At 34.8% G+C, this 19,496-nt stretch carries 17 protein-coding genes; 5 read left to right on the top strand and 12 right to left on the bottom strand.

What is annotated here, in order from left to right:
• Positions 1–58: 58 nt before the first annotated feature.
• Both ACK1U5_RS25605 and gloA2 read right to left on the bottom strand, forming a co-directional pair.
• A complete protein-coding gene (locus ACK1U5_RS25605) occupies positions 59–1,357 on the bottom strand; it encodes a hemolysin family protein (RefSeq protein WP_000353322.1) in 1,299 nt (432 codons plus the stop codon).
• A 108-nt stretch (positions 1,358–1,465) separates the two neighbouring features.
• A complete protein-coding gene (gene gloA2, locus ACK1U5_RS25600; protein WP_001017685.1) occupies positions 1,466–1,852 on the bottom strand; it encodes an SMU1112c/YaeR family gloxylase I-like metalloprotein in 387 nt (128 codons plus the stop codon).
• A gap of 91 nt (positions 1,853–1,943) precedes the next feature.
• On the opposite strand from gloA2, the gene ACK1U5_RS25595 reads away from it, so the two are divergent.
• From ACK1U5_RS25595 to ACK1U5_RS25585, 3 genes are all read left to right on the top strand, one after another.
• On the top strand, positions 1,944–3,122 hold the full coding sequence (locus tag ACK1U5_RS25595; RefSeq protein WP_000668870.1) for a NupC/NupG family nucleoside CNT transporter: 1,179 nt from the start codon (positions 1,944–1,946) through the stop codon (positions 3,120–3,122).
• A gap of 334 nt (positions 3,123–3,456) precedes the next feature.
• Positions 3,457–4,473, top strand: coding sequence for an LCP family protein (locus ACK1U5_RS25590; RefSeq protein WP_001986019.1), 1,017 nt, complete (start codon positions 3,457–3,459; stop codon positions 4,471–4,473).
• 234 nt (positions 4,474–4,707) lie between these two features.
• Entirely contained in the window at positions 4,708–5,970 is a 1,263-nt protein-coding gene (locus tag ACK1U5_RS25585) for a VanW family protein (protein ID WP_000777362.1), read from the top strand.
• A gap of 42 nt (positions 5,971–6,012) precedes the next feature.
• On the opposite strand, the gene ACK1U5_RS25580 is transcribed toward ACK1U5_RS25585, so the two are convergent.
• Both ACK1U5_RS25580 and ACK1U5_RS25575 read right to left on the bottom strand, forming a co-directional pair.
• Positions 6,013–6,285, bottom strand: coding sequence for a hypothetical protein (locus ACK1U5_RS25580; protein ID WP_069605031.1), 273 nt, complete (start codon positions 6,283–6,285; stop codon positions 6,013–6,015).
• A 16-nt stretch (positions 6,286–6,301) separates the two neighbouring features.
• Entirely contained in the window at positions 6,302–6,820 is a 519-nt protein-coding gene (locus tag ACK1U5_RS25575; protein WP_000822699.1) for an RNase A-like domain-containing lipoprotein, read from the bottom strand.
• Positions 6,821–7,218: 398 nt separating this feature from the next.
• On the opposite strand from ACK1U5_RS25575, the gene ACK1U5_RS25570 reads away from it, so the two are divergent.
• Positions 7,219–7,767, top strand: coding sequence for a TVP38/TMEM64 family protein (locus tag ACK1U5_RS25570; protein ID WP_000852232.1), 549 nt, complete (start codon positions 7,219–7,221; stop codon positions 7,765–7,767).
• A 63-nt stretch (positions 7,768–7,830) separates the two neighbouring features.
• On the opposite strand, the gene ACK1U5_RS25565 is transcribed toward ACK1U5_RS25570, so the two are convergent.
• From ACK1U5_RS25565 to ACK1U5_RS25555, 3 genes are all read right to left on the bottom strand, one after another.
• Positions 7,831–9,531, bottom strand: coding sequence for a M4 family metallopeptidase (locus ACK1U5_RS25565; protein ID WP_000730369.1), 1,701 nt, complete (start codon positions 9,529–9,531; stop codon positions 7,831–7,833).
• A 166-nt stretch (positions 9,532–9,697) separates the two neighbouring features.
• On the bottom strand, positions 9,698–9,829 hold the full coding sequence (gene nprX / locus ACK1U5_RS25560; RefSeq protein WP_080481882.1) for a quorum-signaling peptide NprX: 132 nt from the start codon (positions 9,827–9,829) through the stop codon (positions 9,698–9,700).
• 2 nt (positions 9,830–9,831) lie between these two features.
• Positions 9,832–11,103 carry a helix-turn-helix transcriptional regulator gene (locus tag ACK1U5_RS25555; protein WP_001187938.1) on the bottom strand — a complete coding sequence of 424 codons (1,272 nt, stop codon included), beginning with the start codon at positions 11,101–11,103 and terminating at the stop codon, positions 9,832–9,834.
• Between the two features lie 199 nt (positions 11,104–11,302).
• On the opposite strand from ACK1U5_RS25555, the gene ACK1U5_RS25550 reads away from it, so the two are divergent.
• Positions 11,303–12,766, top strand: coding sequence for a nicotinate phosphoribosyltransferase (locus ACK1U5_RS25550; RefSeq protein ID WP_000150184.1), 1,464 nt, complete (start codon positions 11,303–11,305; stop codon positions 12,764–12,766).
• Between the two features lie 203 nt (positions 12,767–12,969).
• Here ACK1U5_RS25550 and ACK1U5_RS25545 read toward each other — a convergent pair whose 3' ends face one another.
• The 5 genes from ACK1U5_RS25545 to ald form a co-directional block, all read right to left on the bottom strand.
• A complete protein-coding gene (locus ACK1U5_RS25545) occupies positions 12,970–15,336 on the bottom strand; it encodes a heavy metal translocating P-type ATPase (RefSeq protein ID WP_000796558.1) in 2,367 nt (788 codons plus the stop codon).
• Positions 15,337–15,358: 22 nt separating this feature from the next.
• Positions 15,359–15,736 (bottom strand): ArsR/SmtB family transcription factor, encoded by a 378-nt coding sequence (locus ACK1U5_RS25540; protein ID WP_000918378.1) that lies wholly within the window; start codon positions 15,734–15,736, stop codon positions 15,359–15,361.
• A gap of 207 nt (positions 15,737–15,943) precedes the next feature.
• A complete protein-coding gene (locus tag ACK1U5_RS25535) occupies positions 15,944–16,498 on the bottom strand; it encodes a class I SAM-dependent methyltransferase (RefSeq protein WP_061140049.1) in 555 nt (184 codons plus the stop codon).
• A 130-nt stretch (positions 16,499–16,628) separates the two neighbouring features.
• Positions 16,629–18,044: an amino acid permease gene (locus ACK1U5_RS25530; RefSeq protein WP_001284887.1), complete on the bottom strand. Its 1,416-nt coding sequence runs from the start codon at positions 18,042–18,044 to the stop codon at positions 16,629–16,631.
• Positions 18,045–18,147: 103 nt separating this feature from the next.
• Positions 18,148–19,281, bottom strand: a complete 1,134-nt coding sequence (ald, locus tag ACK1U5_RS25525; RefSeq protein ID WP_001219744.1) for an alanine dehydrogenase — start codon at positions 19,279–19,281, stop codon at positions 18,148–18,150.
• Between the last annotated feature and the right edge of the window lie 215 nt (positions 19,282–19,496).

Here is a 19,496-nt window from a genome sequence, read left to right as displayed (position 1 = left end):
TTTGAAAGCGCAAACATTTATTTTTCTGTATATCCTTTTTATTAAAGTTTATAGAAAATCATTCTCCTACTTTCCTTATTTCCACTCGTTTAATTTGATGCATATCCTTTTCAAGGACTTTAAAATAAAAACCGTGTTTCTCAATAATATCTCCTTCAGCAACGATTTGTTTTTGTACCATAATCCAGCCACCAATTGTATCTACATCATCAGCAATTAAATGTATGCCAAGCAAATCATTTACTTCACTAATAAGCACTTTTCCCTCTACGATTTTATAGCCTTCACTTACATGCTCTATAGGTGGATTCTCATCTTCATCGTATTCATCTCGAATTTCTCCAACAATTTCTTCTAAAATATCTTCTAGTGTAACAATCCCTGCTGTACCACCATATTCATCATACAATACAGCTAATGGAATGTGTTTTCTTTGCATTTGTAATAGTAAATCATGAATTGGAATATTTTCTAGCACTTCAATAACTGGCCTTGTATATGGCATAATCGAGCACTCCTCGTCCCGACTACCATCCATATAACGAATAAATAAATCTTTTACATTAACCATCCCAATAATTTCATCTTTATCTTCACCAAATACAGGATATCTCGTGTACTTTTCTTGCGCGATTACTTTAATATGTGTTTCAAATGGTTCGTCCTCATATAAGCCTACAACTTCCGTACGAGGTACCATAATTTCTTTTGCTACTCTATTATCAAATTCAAAAATATTATTTACATATTTAAATTCCCTTTGGTTAATCTCTCCGCTCTCATAGCTCTCAGATAAGATTAACCTTAATTCTTCTTCTGAATGAGCTACTTCATGTTCAGAAGCTGGATTTAATCCAAATAAACCAGTTACAACCCTCGCTGAACCATTCAAAGCCCAAATAAACGGATACATAACTCGGTAAAAATAAATAAGTGGCTTCGATAACAATAAGCTAACTTGTTCTGCTTTTTGTATAGCAAAGGTCTTTGGAGCAAGTTCCCCAATGACAACATGTAAAAATGTAATTACTGCAAAGGCAATAATAAATGAAACTGTACTGGAAATTGCAGGTGAGAATTGCAATTTTAAAAACAACGGCTCGAGTAAATGTTTAATGGTTGGTTCCCCTAACCACCCGAGCCCTAAAGCAGTAATTGTAATACCTAGCTGACAGGCCGATAAATATTCATCTAAATTTGTAGTTACCTTTTTAGCGGCCAGTGCACCTCGTCTTTTTTCGCTAACGAGTTGATCAATACGACTGCTACGTACCTTAATAATTGCAAATTCAACAGCCACAAAAAATGCTGTTAACCCAATAAGAATGACTACCATCAATAATTTTAAAATATCCACATATGCTCTTTAGCTTTCTTAGCTAAAGTTACACCTCCTTTTAAAAAGAAGTTTCACTTTAGTTTCTTCAATTATTGGAAAGCAACTCTATATAAAATCCACCAATTTTCAAACCTCATACAATTCTAAAGGTAAACCATCAGGGTCTTGGAAAAAGACGAATTTCTTCCCCGTTATTTCATCAATACGGATCGGTTCGGTCTCAACACCACATTGATTTAAATGCTTCACTGCTTCTTCTATATTTGTAACAGCAAATGCTAAATGTCTAAGACCGGCTGCTTCTGGAAAACTTTTGCGCTCAGGTGGATTTGGAAATGAAAATAATTCGATTTGATACTCTTCTCCTACACATAAATCTAATTTATAAGAATCTCGTTCCTTTCTATATACTTCATTCATTTCTTTAAACCCTAATATTCTAGTATAAAAATACTTTGACGTCTCATAATTCGAACAAATAATTGCAACGTGATGCACTCTACATATATTCATACTCTCTCTATTCCTTTCTTTACCAAAGATGCATATTCTCCCTTGAAATGAAAAACATATATAGCAGAATATCTCTTTTAGGGGGCTTACCATGAAATTCATTACTTTTTTCGTCGGATTAATTGTTGTTTTCTTGCTCGCTTATATTGCTAGCAATAATAAGAAGCATATTAAATTTAAACCAATTTTTATCATGCTTATTATACAGTTAATTTTAACCTATTTACTATTAAATACAGAAATCGGCCTCATACTTATTAGAATCATTTCCAGTTTGTTTACAAAGCTACTCGAGTATGCTGCTAATGGAATAAATTTCGTATTTGGTGGTCTTGCAAATAAAGGTGAAATGCCATTTTTCCTTACTGTATTATTACCAATCGTCTTTATTTCTGTTTTAATTGGTATATTACAACATTTCAAAATACTACCATTTTTCATTCGTTGGATCGGGTACTTTCTTAGTAAAATAAATGGTCTTGGGAAATTAGAATCTTACAACGCTATCGCTTCTGCCATTGTCGGCCAATCAGAAGTTTTTATTACAGTGAAAAAGCAATTAGCTCAAATTCCAAAACACCGTCTTTATACACTTTGTGCCTCCGCTATGTCAACCGTATCTATGTCTATCGTAGGTGCCTATATGACAATGATTGAACCTAAGTATGTAGTAACTGCACTCGTTCTCAATTTATTTAGCGGTTTTATTATCGTACTCATCATTAACCCTTACGACGTTAAAGATGACGAAGATATTTTAGAAATCAAAGGTGAAAAACAAAGCTTTTTTGAAATGCTTGGAGAATATATTCTTGATGGTTTTCGTGTAGCCATTGTTGTCGGCGCTATGCTCATCGGATTTGTCGCATTAATTAGTTGTATTAATGACTTGTTCCTCATTATATTCGGTATTACGTTCCAACAATTAATTGGCTACGTATTTGCACCTATCGCATTCCTTATCGGTGTACCAAGCTCTGAAATTGTAGCAGCTGGTAGCATTATGGCAACGAAGCTTGTAACGAATGAATTTGTCGCAATGATGGACCTTAGTAAAATTTCTAATAGCCTTTCTCCCCGTACAGTTGGTATTATTTCTGTTTTCCTTGTATCTTTTGCCAATTTTTCTTCCATTGGTATTATTTCAGGTGCGGTAAAAGGACTAAACGAAGAACAAGGAAACGTTGTTGCGAGGTTTGGCCTTAAATTACTATATGGAGCTACTCTCGTTAGTATTTTATCTGCAATTATCGTAAGCATTATGTTGTAATTAGGTAAAATTTTATCATTTTCTTATCCCTATCTTTTGTATACAATAACGAATAGGTGTCTTATAAAGTGAAACTTTAATCAGAGTGGGGCTATCCCCACTCTGATTATTAGCCTTCATCAATCGGGTATTTACGGGCAGTTATCTCCCACCTAACTTCATTGTATTCACTGGACTTTGAGGTGGGCGTTTTACTGCTCGTTAATACCGGATAAATAATCAAGACATCTATTTTTTATACATGTACAATCGCTTTTATTTAGCGTAAAATATTTTTTATGTGTTTGAATACACTTCTAAATGTATACACTTTGATAGTTTTAAAGGAGAAAAAATGATGAAATCCGACACGAACAACGATACGCGAGCCAAAAAAGGACGCTCAAAGAAAAAACGCCTACTTTGGTTCCTTCTTATTCCATTACTAATTGTAGCACTTGGAGCAGGAGGCTACTCCTTCCATATATACAGTAAAGCAAAGTCCGTCTTAAATAATGCTTATGCTGAACTAGGTCGAGGAGAAAAGTCCAGTAAACGTGAAAAAGCTGTTAAACCTATGACCGACAACATTTCCGTACTAATTATGGGTGTTGATGAAAGTGATATTAGGGAAAAAGATTATGGAAAAGCAACTCGAACAGATGCGTTATTACTTGCAACAATTAATAAAAACGATAAATCCGTTAAACTTGTAAGCATTCCACGTGACTCACGCGTCTACATTAAATCACGTGATAAATACGATAAAATCACACATGCGCACGTATTCGGTGGTGTAGACAGCACAATTGATACGGTAGAGAACTTTTTAGATGTTCCAGTTGATTATTATGTAAAATTCAATTTTAAATCCTTTATTAAAATTGTTGATTCTCTTGGTGGCATTACTGTGGACGTTCCAGTTGAATTCACAGAGCAAAATAGTAAAGATGAAGCAGATGCAATTCATCTAAAAAAAGGACGTCAACATTTAAATGGAGAAGAGGCACTGGCACTAGCTAGAACTCGTCACATCGATAGTGATTATATGCGTGGCCAACGACAACAGCTTGTATTAGAGGCCATTGCTGAAAAGGCACTATCTCTTAATTCCATTAATAAAATCGGTGGCCTACTAGACGCTGTCGATAAAGACTTAAAAACCAATTTAACTTTTGATGATATGATGACAATTACAAAAAATTCAATGGATTCAAATTTAAAGATGGAAAAAATGCAAGTAGAAGGTACAGATAAATATATAGGTGGTATTTATTATTACGTGCCAAATGAAAAAAGCGTCGATACTATTTCAACTACCCTTCAAAAACATCTCGGTGTTACGAATAAAAATGAACATAAAAAATTATAATAAAAAGGCTGCTAGATCATTCTAGACAGCCTTTTTATTATATTTTTCAACATATTTTTCATACACATTGTGACAAGAAGTGACAATTATTACAGCGATGTAACATTTTTTATGAAAACATTACACACACAGTGAAAATAATAGTATACTAGTACGTACATAATGTTATTTTCATCATTTTTATACAAAAAATGTAATACATATATTTATACATAAATTTCTGGGGGGAAATAAATGAAGCTAAGTAAAATACTGATTGGTTCTGCAATTGCTGGGGGCATATTACTTTGTGTAGGCGGTGTTGGGGGATATCAATATGTATCCAAATTAAATAATCAATTAGATACTACTGCATTACCAAATACTACATTTGAAGGTATTTCTCTCGATGGAAAAAATAAGAAAGATATTCAAGCAATTATTAATCAAAGGGTAACTGAATTAGATCAAAAATCCCTTACCTACATATTCCAAAACGATAAACAAACTTACACATGGAAAGATTTAGGGGTAAATTATAAAGAGAAAGATATTATTGACAAAATCTTCAAAGAACAAGAAGGAAACGTAATGAATCGTTACAAAATGCGCAAGCAAGCTGAAAACGGTGAATTAAAACGTGACTATAAATTAACACCACAATTAAATGCAACAGCTTATGAAACCTTTATAAAAGATAAATATAATGAAACATTAAAAAATCCTGTTAATGCAGAATTAAGCATTGAAGGCTCAACAGTAAATGTTAGTCAAAGCCAAAACGGAGAAAAAATTGATAAAGGAAAACTAAACAGTTTAACAAACGAAGCTATTACTACTGGTAAATCAGATGTTACATTACCAGTTACATTCATAAAACCAGAACGTTCTACAGAAGATATACAGAAAATGGGTATTAAAGAAGTCATTGCTGAATATTCTACTCCAATGGCTGGCCGTAACGGAAATCAATCATTTAACGTAAATAAGTCAGCTAATACTTTAAGTGGGGTTATTGTCGCACCTGATGAAACATTTAGTTTTAACGGCCGCGTTGGCGTAACTGATGCTGCACATGGTTACAAATCTGCAGCAGTATATTCACAAGGTAAAGTAATACAAAGTGCAGGCGGAGGAGTTTGCCAAGTCAGTAGTACTTTATACAGCGCAGCTTTAAGGGCTGATTTAGGAATTGTTTCTCGAAGCAATCATTCTATGCCAGTAAATTATTTACCACTTGGGCAAGATGCAGCAGTAGCAGATTATGGTCCAGATTTAAAATTTAAAAATAATACAGGCAATCATATTTATATTCAAGCATTTTCAAATGGAGGTAGTATTACTACACGCATTTTCGGTACAAATACTGGTAAAAATGTTGAAGTTTCTTCTCAAGTAATTAGTAGGACTAGTGATAAAATCACAGCGGTTACGTATAAAAAAGTAACACAAAACGGGGAAGTAATATCAAATGGACAAATTTCAAAAAGCGTATATAAAAGCGCTCCAAAAGAATAGATAATATCAACCAAATAGCATAAAGAAAAAGGCGTGAGTAAATCACACCTTTTTCTTTTGCAGTAATAGTAAAAAAGTTTCAAGATGATCTTTCGTTTCTTCTAAAGACCACATACGGTTTCCTTGCTTCGCAGCTAATACACACGCCTCTTCCCACGCGTTCTTTTTCTTCATATTTATTAATTCATCACGTAATTTCAAAACAATTTCTTCGTCTTCTTGTTCAATAAACTCTTCCATCACGCTTACTATTTCATCCTCATGAATACTTAACGTACAGTACGATTTAAGAAAGTATTGTAATGTCGTATACATAATGTACTCCCCCTTCTTATTTATCAGATGGATAAGAAGTAATAATCTTAAACCCTAATTCCCCTGACTTATCTCTTGCTAAAACAGTAACAGTTTTTACCAATTTGTCTTTTACACTCATATTTTTCTTTATTACCGTTTTTCCAACAGGGAATGAATGAGTTGTATTTATTACGAGACGAGCCTCTTTAGAATTTTTTAACCAATCTTGAATTTCCTTGTCATGTTGCTTCAAGCTATCTTTTACAGCTTTCGTCGCTGTTTCTTTATCATAGTATGTACTTGCGGCTGACACTTTATCTGTCTTCAAGCGATTCTTCAAATCCTCTTCTGACTTGCCTACATGTCTTTCAATCGTATGACCATTTTTAGGTGGTCCTTCCATTTCATCTAAAATATTATCACTAATTTTTTCTACCGATGTAGCTTGATTACCTGTCTGTTTCTCTGTTTTTTGTTCTTTTCCTGCACATCCACTTAAGATTAGCACTAATGCCAATAAACTACTGAAGAAAAGACTGCTTATTCGTTTCATCATATCACCTCTTCCATGATTATTATCGCAACTTCACTAAAAGTCAATTTCACAACGAAAAAATCTATCAGTTTTCATTTTTTTCATCTATTTTTCCATATTTACCCGCGCAATTTCATCAACCCTCTATTTTTCGTCTTTCATAATATATACCCCCTATATTTTATAATTATTTCCCGAATAAAATCACCAATAATATAATTATAAAACTCTTTTACACAAAGGTTTTTATACTGTTTTTCAAAACGATTTAAAATACCCCTGTTTTTATATACCTAATACCCATATAAGGTATCAATACCCCTTCTTATCAACGTTTTTCTACATTATGTAAATTTTCCCTTGCCTATACAATCGAAATATGGTGTAATGCAAAAAAAGATAAAGGATTTTAAACAATGGCTGAAACGATTCAAAATTTCTTAACAGAATACTATTCAATCGCAATTCCACTTAGTATCTTAATTAACATCATCATTAGTCTTTTAGGTGTTATTCCTAGCATCTTTTTAACCGCCATTAATATACAGCTCTTCGGTGTAACAAATGGCACAATCATTTCGATCGCAGGTGAGGCCTTAGGGGCTATTATCTCGTTTTATATTTACCGCCTGGGCCTTCAAAAGTTCACTCACGATAAAGTAAATAAGTACCCAAAGGTAGAGCGTCTTCTTTATGTAGAAGGTAGAGAGGCCTTTCTACTCGTTCTATCGTTTCGATTGATACCTTTCATCCCATCAAGTATCGTGACTTTATTTGCAGCTCTAGGGAAAATGTCATTACTCTCCTTCAGTATTGCCAGTACAATAGGTAAAATACCGGCCTTATTGATTGAAGTATATTCGGCATACCAAGTCATGAACGGAACAAATGAAGCGAAGTGGGTTGTAACAATCGCAGGCGTTATTGGATTGTTTTATTTGTGGAAAAAATGGAGAAAAAAATAAAGAAGGAGCCTATGCTCCTTCTTTATTTTTGAGGTATTTTATTACTAGCTCTTCCTTAAAGCCTTAGTTTACACCAACAGCACTAAATGATTGCTTAACTGCTGCTACTTCAGCAGAATTTGCACCATATAAGTCTGCAGCAGCTTGTACTGCACCAGCACGAGCTTGACTAAATGTAGTAGATTGCGTGAAATACTGTGTATTTGCACGGTAGTAAATCGCACCTAATTTATCTTTACCGATACCAGTTACAGTTACACCATAATGCGTACCACCATTTGCTAATAAATAAGCTTGTTTATTAATAATGCCGCTGTTTGTATGAACACCACCGTTATCACTTGAACCAGTGTAACGCTTAGAATAATGGTCTGGATCACCATACTTCGTAGGATCACTCATAGAGCGAAGTGCGTCTCCTGCTTTACCAGGTGTGTAAATATCTTCACCAATCTCCCAATCCGGGTTACGGTTATCATAGAATTCTACTAAAGTACCAAAGATATCAGAAATCGCTTCATTTAAAGCCCCAGATTCATTTTGATAAATTAGATTTGAACTATTTTCCGTAACAGCATGCGTTAACTCGTGACCAATTACATCAATTCCACCAGATAATGAAGTAAACGTTACACCATCACCATCTCCGTATACCATCTGTGATCCGTTCCAGAATGCATTGTTATAATTACTTCCGTAATGAACTGTCGATTTTAACGGTGCTCCTGCATCATTAATAGAATTTCTATTAAACGTAGCTTTATAGTAATCATATGTTTTACCTGCATAGTAATGAGCATCTACTGCTGCTGCATCATACGCTGCATTGAAAACATTATCTGCATCTGCCCATAATGTTCCTGGTAATGTTGAACGGTTTTTCGCATCATATGTGAAAATCGTTGCCCCGCGTGTATTATCTTGTAAGTAGTAAGATGATCCAGATAACGTTGTATTAAGCGACTTCGTATCTCCTAATACACCTTTACCAGTTCCTACTTTATTCGTTCCTGTTACAGGCTTTACAACAGCTTTCGCATCCTGTTTAGGAGCCTCTTGCTTAACTGGTGACTTATCATCATTCGTCACATGATCAATTGTATTAAACTTATTTAATACTTTACCGCTGTCTGCCTCAATGAAATAGTAGTAGTTTCCTGGGCTTGGATCTAAGAAGTTTAGATTTACAACATATGCATATGTTGTTTCCTCACCGTTTTGATATACATATAAGTCCGCTTTTGGTTCTACTTCATATTTCGGTGTTACCCCTAAATCTTGCTGCGCGATTTCAATTGCTTTTGCGCCTTCAATCTTATTTTTATTTTTCAACTTTTCCTTTTTATCTAAATCAGGTGCAACTGTTCCAGACAATACTTTTAAAGAACCGTCTTTACTTACGTGAGCTACTTGAGTAGAACCCCATACAGGCACTCCTTCGTAAACTTGTTGCATACGTACTACTGTTGAATCAGTTACAGCATCTTTCTTCACTTGTTTCACTTTGAAAGAATCTTGTGCACTCTTTTCCCCTAGCTTGTAATCACCTTTTGCTGCGTTTAAGTAATCAAACACAACAGATTCTGCTTTCTTGCCAGTTGCTTCAGTTAGATCACCAGAAATAAACTCAGGTGACTGCACCGTCTCATTGTACTTCTTCGTAGAGAGCACATTTTTAGAATCCGCAAATGCAGAGCCTGTCCCTCCAAACGTTGTAACTGCCATTCCTGTCGCTAACACTAACGCTAAACTTTTCTTTTTCATGAACCTTCCCCCTAATAAAAATTTTTTTGAAAAAGAGTAGTTTCATATTAGCATTATGTTTCCACTATTAATATACTAAAAATTCAAATAATTTTTTTCTCAAGTTTTGTAGAATTTTGAGGAACAAATATTGAAAAACCCTTTCCGATTGGAAAGGGGGGGGAGATTATAAATTAACTTGTTCAACAGTTTTAGCTTGTTGACCAACAATATCAGGTTTACTGCTATATTGTTGTATTCCTCCAGCAACTGTAAGAGTCACTATAAACGCCAATACTCCAAATACCATCTTTTTCATTTTTATTCCTCCTTATTATCATTCATTAAATCAATAACTAACCTATAGTATCGATTACTTTCTTCAAATCTAGATAAACTCGAAAAATGTTCTGCTAGTTCAACGTATACTTTCTTTAATTCTATTTTATTTCCTGCAGATTTATACAACGGGATAGCCTCATTTTCCAAAAATGCTTTATAATCTTTTGCTTCTTCAAAATATTTATATCTAAGCATTAAAAGCAAATATAATTTTGCATTAAATCTCTCTTCCTGTTTTGCTGCATCAATTCCCTTATCAATTAATGTCCTTGCCTCTTCCAACTCTTCTAATTTAATGCATACTAATGCCATTTCGTATATTGTATCTAAATAGTTTAAATCTATTTGTTTTTGAAGTTGTAGACTATCTAAATAATATTTTTTCGCTTGCTGATATTTGCCTTTTTTATAATAGATACTTCCCATATTACTTAAAGTAATAGCTAATAGTACATCCTTATCAGCAAAAGATGTGGCCTCTCTCAATATACTCTCATACATTTTTAAAGCTTCTTCATACTGACCTTTTTCTGTATAACTTACCGCAATAAGGATTTGGCAATTAATTATGTTTCTAAACTTATATTCACTACGAAATCCTTCTAATGCCATATTTACAAAATGAATTGCAAGATGATGAATATCTAAATGAGTATATGCAAGCGCTATATTATAATACAAGCCTGTTTCATGATACCCTTGTTCTTTGGCCATTACTTCTGTTTTTAATAAGTAATCTAGCCCATCCTTCCATCTATACTGTAAACAGCACAATAATCCTCTACTATACATGTATAACAACTTCTGAAATGGAGAATATTTTTTATATACCTTCTTCAACTTATCTAATTCTTCTTCGAGTGCAGAAATATCCCTTTTCATAATTAAATAACGTGTATACAGCAGTTTATAATAATTTATAATTTCAAAATCCAACACATGCTTCATTTCACCTTGCAACTCTTCATATATACGTTCTACTTGTTGCTTGTCTAAATGAACTAGTGCATTCAACCATTCATCCAGCTTCCCCTTCACATCTTCTTCTACATCCCTCAAATCCGTCACGGCAATTTCTAATCTTGCGCAGAGCAATTGTAGAATTTCTTCTGATGCTTCAATCTTTCCATTTTCAATCTTACTTAAGTATGAGACAGAACAAATGCCCTGACATAATTCTTCTTGTGTCATTTTTTGCTGTAGCCGTTTATAAAAGACTTGTTTGCCTATTTTTTCTAATGTTTGTTGCATTGTCCTCCTCCATTCTCATTACCCCCATTACTCTAATAATACATAAAATCTGGAGAAATATAAATTGATAAATATAAATTTTCTAAAAAATATGCATAATTTCATTTTTTTCTCTCTTGACTTCACATCAATATCTCTTCTTTGCTACGAATGGTGAAAAATTGGTATACTATAACCAAATTATGGAGGTGTTCTCGCGATGACTCATTATAAAGACGATAGTTATGCCTTACATACAGACCTATATCAAATCAACATGGCTTATACATATTGGAAAGATGGTATTCATAATCGCCGTTCTGTTTTTGATTTATATTTTCGAAAGCTTCCATTTGAGAACGGCTACGCTGTTTTTGCTGGCCTTGAGAAAATTGTAGAGTACATAGAAAATTTCAGTTTTACTGAAAGCGATATCGCTTATTTAGCAGAATTACAATTTGAAGAAGAATTCCTTCATTATTTACAAAATATGAAATTCACTGGGACGATTCGCAGTATGCAAGAGGGCGAAGTTGTATTTAATAACGAACCTTTATTACGTGTTGATGCACCACTTGGTGAAGCACAAATTATTGAGACTGCCCTCTTAAATATTGTGAATTACCAAACATTAATTGCCACAAAAGCAGCACGTATGAAACATGCTGCAAGTAATGATGAGCTTTTAGAGTTCGGCACAAGACGTGCCCATGAGTTCGATGCTGCCCTTTGGGGGACGCGTGCTGCCTTTATTGGTGGTTTCTCCTCTACAAGCAACGTTCGTGCTGGGAAACGCTTTGGGATTCCTGTAGCTGGCACACACGCTCACTCTTTCGTTCAAGCATATCGCGATGAATACGTCGCGTTTAAAAAATACGCTGAAACTCATAAAAAGTGCGTCTTTCTCGTTGATACATATGACACATTGAAATCTGGTGTTCCAAATGCGATTCGTGTTGCAAAAGAATTTGGGGATCGTATTGATTTCTATGGCATACGTCTTGATAGTGGTGATATGGCTTATTTATCGAAAAAGGCACGAAAACTATTAGATGAAGCAGGGTTTACAAATACAAAAATTATCGCTTCTAGCGATTTAGATGAATACACAATTATGCACCTTAAATCTCAAGGAGCAAAAATTGACGTATGGGGCGTTGGGACAAAATTAATTACGTCCTTTGAGCAACCTGCATTGGGGGCTGTTTACAAACTAGTTGCGATTGAAGATACTGACGGAAAATTAAATGATACGATTAAAATTTCATCTAACCCTGAAAAAATTACCACTCCAGGACTGAAACGAATTTATCGTATTATCAATCGGGTAAACGATCATGCAGAAGGCGATTATATTGCATTAGATTCTGAAGAACCTGGAAAAGAAGAGCGCTTAAAAATGTTCCATCCAGTTCACACATATATAAGTAAATTCGTAACAAACTTTGAAGCCCGTGAACTGCATAAAGATATTTTCGTTAACGGTGAAAGAACATATGAACTACCAAGTATATTAGATATTCAAAAATATAATGAACAGAGTCTCTCTCTATTTTGGGAAGAATATATGCGAACTTTAAATCCTGAAGAATACCCTGTCGATTTAAGCCAAGAGTGCTGGGATCATAAAATGAATTACATTCAAACAGTTCGAGAACAAGTCGAAAAAAACATACAAAAGTAAACAGAGAAGTTTCCCCTTCTCTGTTTTTTCAATACTATATGGATATTTGTAAAAAATATATTAAAAGAATAAGACGAATGTATTTTATTTTTAAATTTTAATATAACGCTATTTAAAAGCAAAATAATATTTGGTATTATTTTATTGAGTCAATTTCAACAAAATCACCAATAAAAAAGAGGACGCGGGTCGCGTCCTCTTTTTTATAAATCTTTCACTCTTAATACACGCATTGCATTTAACACTGCAAGTAGTGTCACACCAACATCTGAGAAAACAGCTTCCCACATTGTTGCAATACCAAAAGCACCAAGTAATAAAACGATCCCTTTTACACCTAGAGCAAAGATGATATTTTGCCACACTATACTTCTTGTACGTTTTGCAATTTTTACAGCTGTCGCAATTTTTGAAGGCTCATCAGTCATAATAACGATGTCTGCCGCTTCAATTGCTGCATCTGATCCTAAACCACCCATCGCAATACCAACGTCTGCACGGGCTAATACTGGTGTATCGTTAATACCGTCACCAACGAAGGCAATTTTTTCTTTTCCATGCTTCGCTGCATCAATTTTTTCAATCTCTTCTACTTTTTGTTGTGGTAGTAATTCCGCATGAACTTCATCTAAGCCTAATTCTTTACCGACAGCTTCACCAACTGGTTTTGCATCACCAGTTAACATTACTGTCTTTTTAATACCTAGTTCTTTTAACTTTTGAATCGCTTGTTTCGAATCCTCTTTTACCTCATCAGAGATAACAATATAACCTGCATATCTTCCATCTACAGCAACGTGAACTAATGTACCTACTGTTTCTGGTTGCTTAAATTCAATATTTTCTTTTCTCATTAATTTTGCATTACCTGCAAAAATTTCTTTTCCTTGTACTTTTACGACTGTACCGTGACCAGAAATTTCGTTATAATCATCGATTATTTTTTCATCAATTGATTTTCCATATGCCTTTCGAATAGATTGGGCAATTGGATGGTTAGAATATACTTCAGCAAATGCCGCATACTCTAATAACTCTTCACTTGTAGTACCTTCGCTCGGTTCCATTTTTGTAACTTTGAAAACACCTTTTGTTAATGTTCCTGTTTTGTCAAAAACAATATATTTTACATCATTTAAAGCTTCTAAATAGTTACTACCTTTTACTAACACACCACTTTTAGATGCACCACCGATACCTCCAAAGAATCCAAGAGGAATGGATACAACTAACGCACATGGACAAGAGATTACTAAGAACACTAAAGCTCTATAAATCCACTCAGAGAATGTAGCTCCTTCTAAAATAAGTGGTGGAATAAACGCCATGATCGCCGCTGTAATAACTACAACTGGAGTGTAGTAACGTGCAAACTTCGTAATAAAGTTTTCCGTTGGTGCTTTTTTACTGCTTGCATTTTGAACTAAATCTAAAATTTTTGATACAGTGGATTCACCGAATTCTTTTGTAACTTCAATTGTTAACACACCATTTTGGTTCACAAAGCCACTTAATACATCATTTCCAACTTCTACTTCACGTGGTACAGATTCACCTGTTAATGCTGAAGTATCTACCATTGATGTTCCTTCAATTACTTTTCCGTCTAACGGCACTTTCTCACCTGGCTTAACGATAATATAATCGCCAATTTTTACATCTTCTGGTGATACTTGCTTCGTTTCATTTCCAATCTTTACATTCGCATAATCAGGACGAATATCCATTAATGAAGTAATTGATTTTCGGGAGCGGTTTACCGCAATACTTTGGAATAGTTCTCCTACTTGATAAAATAGCATTACTGCTACAGCTTCAGAATATTGTTGAATTGCAAAAGCTCCTACAGTTGCAATTGCCATTAAGAAGTTTTCATCAAATACTTGGCCACGAGTTATGTTTCTTATCGCTCTCCAAACGATATCTCCACCTATTAATAAATAAGCAAGGACGAATAACGGAATTGTTACCATTTGTGGTAAGCCCGCTAATGCAGCAATTGCTGTCAAAATTCCGCCGACCACTAATCTCCCTACCATCTTTTTCACATTTGCTTCACCATGATCGTGACTATGTCCGTGGTCATGACCGTTCTTCTCTTCACGAACAACTTTCACATCTGGTTCTAACTTTTGAACGACATTTGTTATATTTGCTACAGTCGCTTCTAGTTCTCTTTTATTCGCAACTTCTACTCGTAATTTCTTCGATACGAAATCAACAGTTGCTTCTGAGACAGCTGGCATTTCCTTCACTTTATTTTCAATTTTCATTGCACAGTTCGCGCAATCTAAACCTTCTAATATAAATACTTCTTTAGCAATTTTATTTTTTTGTTCTTCTTGAACTTTAATATGCGGTTCTAATTTTGTAACGAGTTGTTTTGCTTCCGTAACAACTTCGTTTTCTTTATTTTGTGCTGTTTCTAAGATCATTGTCTTTGTTGCGAAGTTTACAGAACAAGAATTTACTCCTTCTATATTCCCAACACCTTTTTCAATTTTCATTGCACAGTTCGCACAATCTAAACCTTCTAACATCAGTTTCTTTTTCACCAATGCTTCAGCCATCGTTCTCCCTCCTCGCGTTCTTTTATTCTTCTTCGTTTACGTGTTCAAACGCTTGCTCGAAGATATGAATTACGTGCTGGTCAGCTAACGAATAATAAACAACCTTTCCTTCTTTACGATTCTTCACAAGTTTCGCTTGCTTTAACACACGAAGCTGATGCGAAATAGATGATTGTGTCATTCCTAATAAATAAGCTAAATCACAAACGCACATTTCAGCTTCAAATAGCGCATGTAATATTCTCGTACGTGTACGGTCACCTAATACTTTAAATAGTTCTGCTACTTTACTTAAACTTTCATCAGTTGGAATTGTTTGTTTTACTTGCTCTACAACTTCTTCATGAATTATCGTTTGAGAACATGTCTCTTGTGGTGTTTCTACTTTATTTCCAGCCATTATAGCTCACCTCTTTAATTGAACATATGAACAATCATTCATATATCTTATACTCTTATTATATGAGCGCCCACTCATATGTGTCAATGAAATCTGAATTTTTTTTATGAACATTCCGTTCACATTTTAATAAGTCGTATACATATTTTCCGCACTCTCTATATTCTCATACAAAAAAGGATGCACAATTCGCACACCCCTTTTTACTTACTTTTCATTTTTCACCGCATCCACAATTAAAGAAACAAACCCTAAATGATTATCCCGATTTCTATGGTCAAAACGTTTCGAACGATAAATAAATCCATCTTTCTCATTCCAATCATTATAGTGAAACTTACCATTCTCATCACAGTATTCTAAGAGCCTTACTTGAAAACCTGCTGATTCAAACATGGACGTGATTGTTTTATAGCTATGAACAATTTTATGACTTGCTGCAGGATGATCTAATGGACCAGGTCCACCTACTTGTACCCCTTGCTGATATTCTTCATCTGGAAAAAATGCATCTGGTACTGCACAACGAATATATCCATTCTCCATTAAAAACTCATAACAAATTTTTGCAGCTTCAATTCCTTCTTCATATGATAAATGCTCCCATACATGTTCTGCCAAAATTGCTGATAAAGAATTAGGTTGAAATTTATAAAGCCAAGTTTCTCTCCTTAATAAATTTAATTCTTCTTCATTCGTATGTAACCAACCAGGGTTATTATTATAACCCTCTGCTCCAACAACAACTTTTGTTTCTTCCATTTCGCTCCCACCCTTTTTTCATATTCCGACAGAAAAATTCGACAAAATAATATACATTCCCTTTATTTCAACAAAAGAAAAAGCCTTGTGCGCTCCCTAGACGCACAAGGCTTACTGTGTTTATATCCCTTTAATTAGCTTGTTCTAAATTATCCTGCGAACTTCCATCGTCTTTTAAATGACTATGTTTTTTCGAATAAACAAAGTATACAACTACTCCGATTGCTAACCAAGCACCGAAGTACATCCATGTTTTTAATGGTAGGTTTACCATTAAGAATAGACAACATGCAATTGAAATAATCGGCAAGATCGGTACAAGTGGTACCATAAATCCACGTTGTAATTTTGGATGTGTTTTACGAAGAATAATAACTGACACACCAACCATCGCAAATGTTAACAACGCTCCAATATTCGCTAAATTCGACAATTCTTTCAAATCGATAAATCCAGCAATTAAAGCACTACCAATTCCTGTTAACCAAACTGTAAATGTTGGTGCTTCTGTCTTTTTATTAATTTTCGCGAAAGATTCTGGCAATAAACCGTCACGGCTCATAGCGAAGAATACACGTGTCGTTGCATAAATGTAAGCAAAAATTACTGCCATAATACCAATTACAGCTCCAATTGCGATTATACCAGCTACTTTATCTTGTCCTACAACTTCTAACACATACGCCATCGCTTCCGGTACATCTAGCTCTTTATATGAAACCATACCCGTCATAACGAGACAAACTACAACATAAATGATTGTACAAATGACTAACGAAGCGATAATACCAATCGGTAGATCACGTTGCGGATTTTTTACTTCTTCAGCAGAAGTTGCTAATGCATCAAATCCTAAGAAAGCAAAGAATACTGCTGCTCCCCCCGCGAAAACTCCACTTAAACCATACGGTGCAAATGGTATCCAGTTTTCTGGTTTCACGTAGAATACACCAACTGCAATGAATAAAACAACGATACCAATTTTAATTAATACCATTATGTTATTCACTCGTTTACTTTCTTTCGTACCTCTTGATAATAACCAAGTTATAACTAATGTAACGATAACTGCTGGTAAATTCACTATACCACCTTGAGACGGAATCGTTAGCAGTGCTTTTGGAATTTCAAGCCCTAATCCACTCACTAAGTTATGGAAGTAACCAGTCCATCCGCCAGCTACTGCGGCAGTCGTTACAACATATACGGATAGTAATGTCCATCCCATTAAATGAGCTACAAACTCGCCAATTGTTGCATATGAGTATGTGTACACACTACCTGAAACAGGAAGTGTAGAAGCAACCTCTGCGTAACATAATGCTGCAAATCCACAAACGATGGCTGCAATCATGAATGAAAAAATAACTGCTGGACCAGCATCTCTTGCTGCTACTAATCCAGTTAATACTAGAACTCCTGTACCAATTATCGCACCAATCCCTAGCATTGTTAGGTCAAATGCCCCTAGCGTTTTCGTCAAAGTTTTACTTTTACTTTCCCCTAACAATTGCGTAACGGATTTCTTTTTAAATAGGTTGGCCACGATGTATGCCCCCTTTTGCCAAGAAGAGCTAAGAGATCTTCACTCTTAGCTCTTATCATGTTGTTTTATATATTGTTCGATTTTGTTTTGTATAATGCTTCTATTAGCAAGATACTGTTTCTGCTTCTAATAATTCTTTAGCACCTTTGTACTCTACACCGTGAGCTTCTGCAACTGCTTCAAATGTTACATAGCCATCTAATGTGTTAATACCTTTTAGTAATGCAGTGTTGCCTAGGCAAGCTTCTTTGTAGCCTTTGTTAGCAATTTGTACTGCATATGGTACTGTTACGTTTGTTAATGCAAGAGTTGATGTACGTGGAACCGCACCTGGCATGTTTGCAACTGCATAATGAACAACGCCGTGTTTTTCATAAGTTGGGTTATCATGAGTTGTAATACGATCAGTTGTTTCGAAAATACCACCTTGGTCAATCGCGATATCTACAACAACAGAACCTGGTTCCATTGATTTAATCATTTCTTCTGTTACAAGTTTTGGAGCTTTTGCACCTGGGATTAATACTGCACCGATTACAAGATCAGACTCTTTAACAGCTTCTGCAATATTGTAAGGATTAGACATTAAAGTTTTTACTTGGTTTCCGAAAATGTCATCTAATTGACGAAGACGTTCTGCGCTTAAGTCGATGATTGTTACATCCGCACCTAGTCCAACTGCAATTTTAGCAGCATTTGTACCAGCTTGTCCACCACCGATGATTGTTACTTTACCACGTTTAACCCCTGGAACACCTGCAAGTAAGATACCTTTACCGCCTTTGTTCTTCTCAAGGAATTGTGCACCAATTTGTGCAGCCATACGACCAGCTACTTCACTCATAGGTGCAAGTAATGGTAATGAACGATTTTCTAATTGTACTGTTTCATATGCAATAGAAACAACTTTTTTCTCGATTAAAGCTTTTGTTAATTCTGGCTCTGGAGCTAAGTGTAAGTATGTGAATAAGATTAAGCCTTCACTGAAGTGTTTGTATTCGCTTTCAATTGGTTCTTTAACTTTCATAACCATTTCCATGTTCCAAGCTTCTTCAGCTGTATCAACAATTTTTGCTCCCGCTTCCACATACTGAGCGTCTGTGAAACCAGATCCTAAACCTGCACCCTTTTGAATGAATACTTCGTGATTGTTACGAATTAAATGTACAACACCTGCTGGTGTCATTGCCACACGGTTTTCGTTGTTTTTAATTTCTGCTGGTACCCCAATACGCATAATGAAATGCCCCCTTATAATTAACAGAAAAAAGAGATTCTTTTTTCTTTTTGTAATAATTAATAACTTATGTCCTTATTCTAGCATAACTTAAAAGTTATGAAAACGCTAACATACCATTTTTATAAAGTTTATATATTTAGAATAGTGTAAATATATAAAACATTGATTCTATTGGGGGTTTCGTGACATTTCATTATCTATCACTCTATTTT

The sequence above is a fragment of the Bacillus sp. XB1 genome (genome assembly GCF_053557995.1).
Note: the sequence above shows the minus strand (reverse complement) of the source record. Positions and strands in the feature narration are given on the sequence as shown.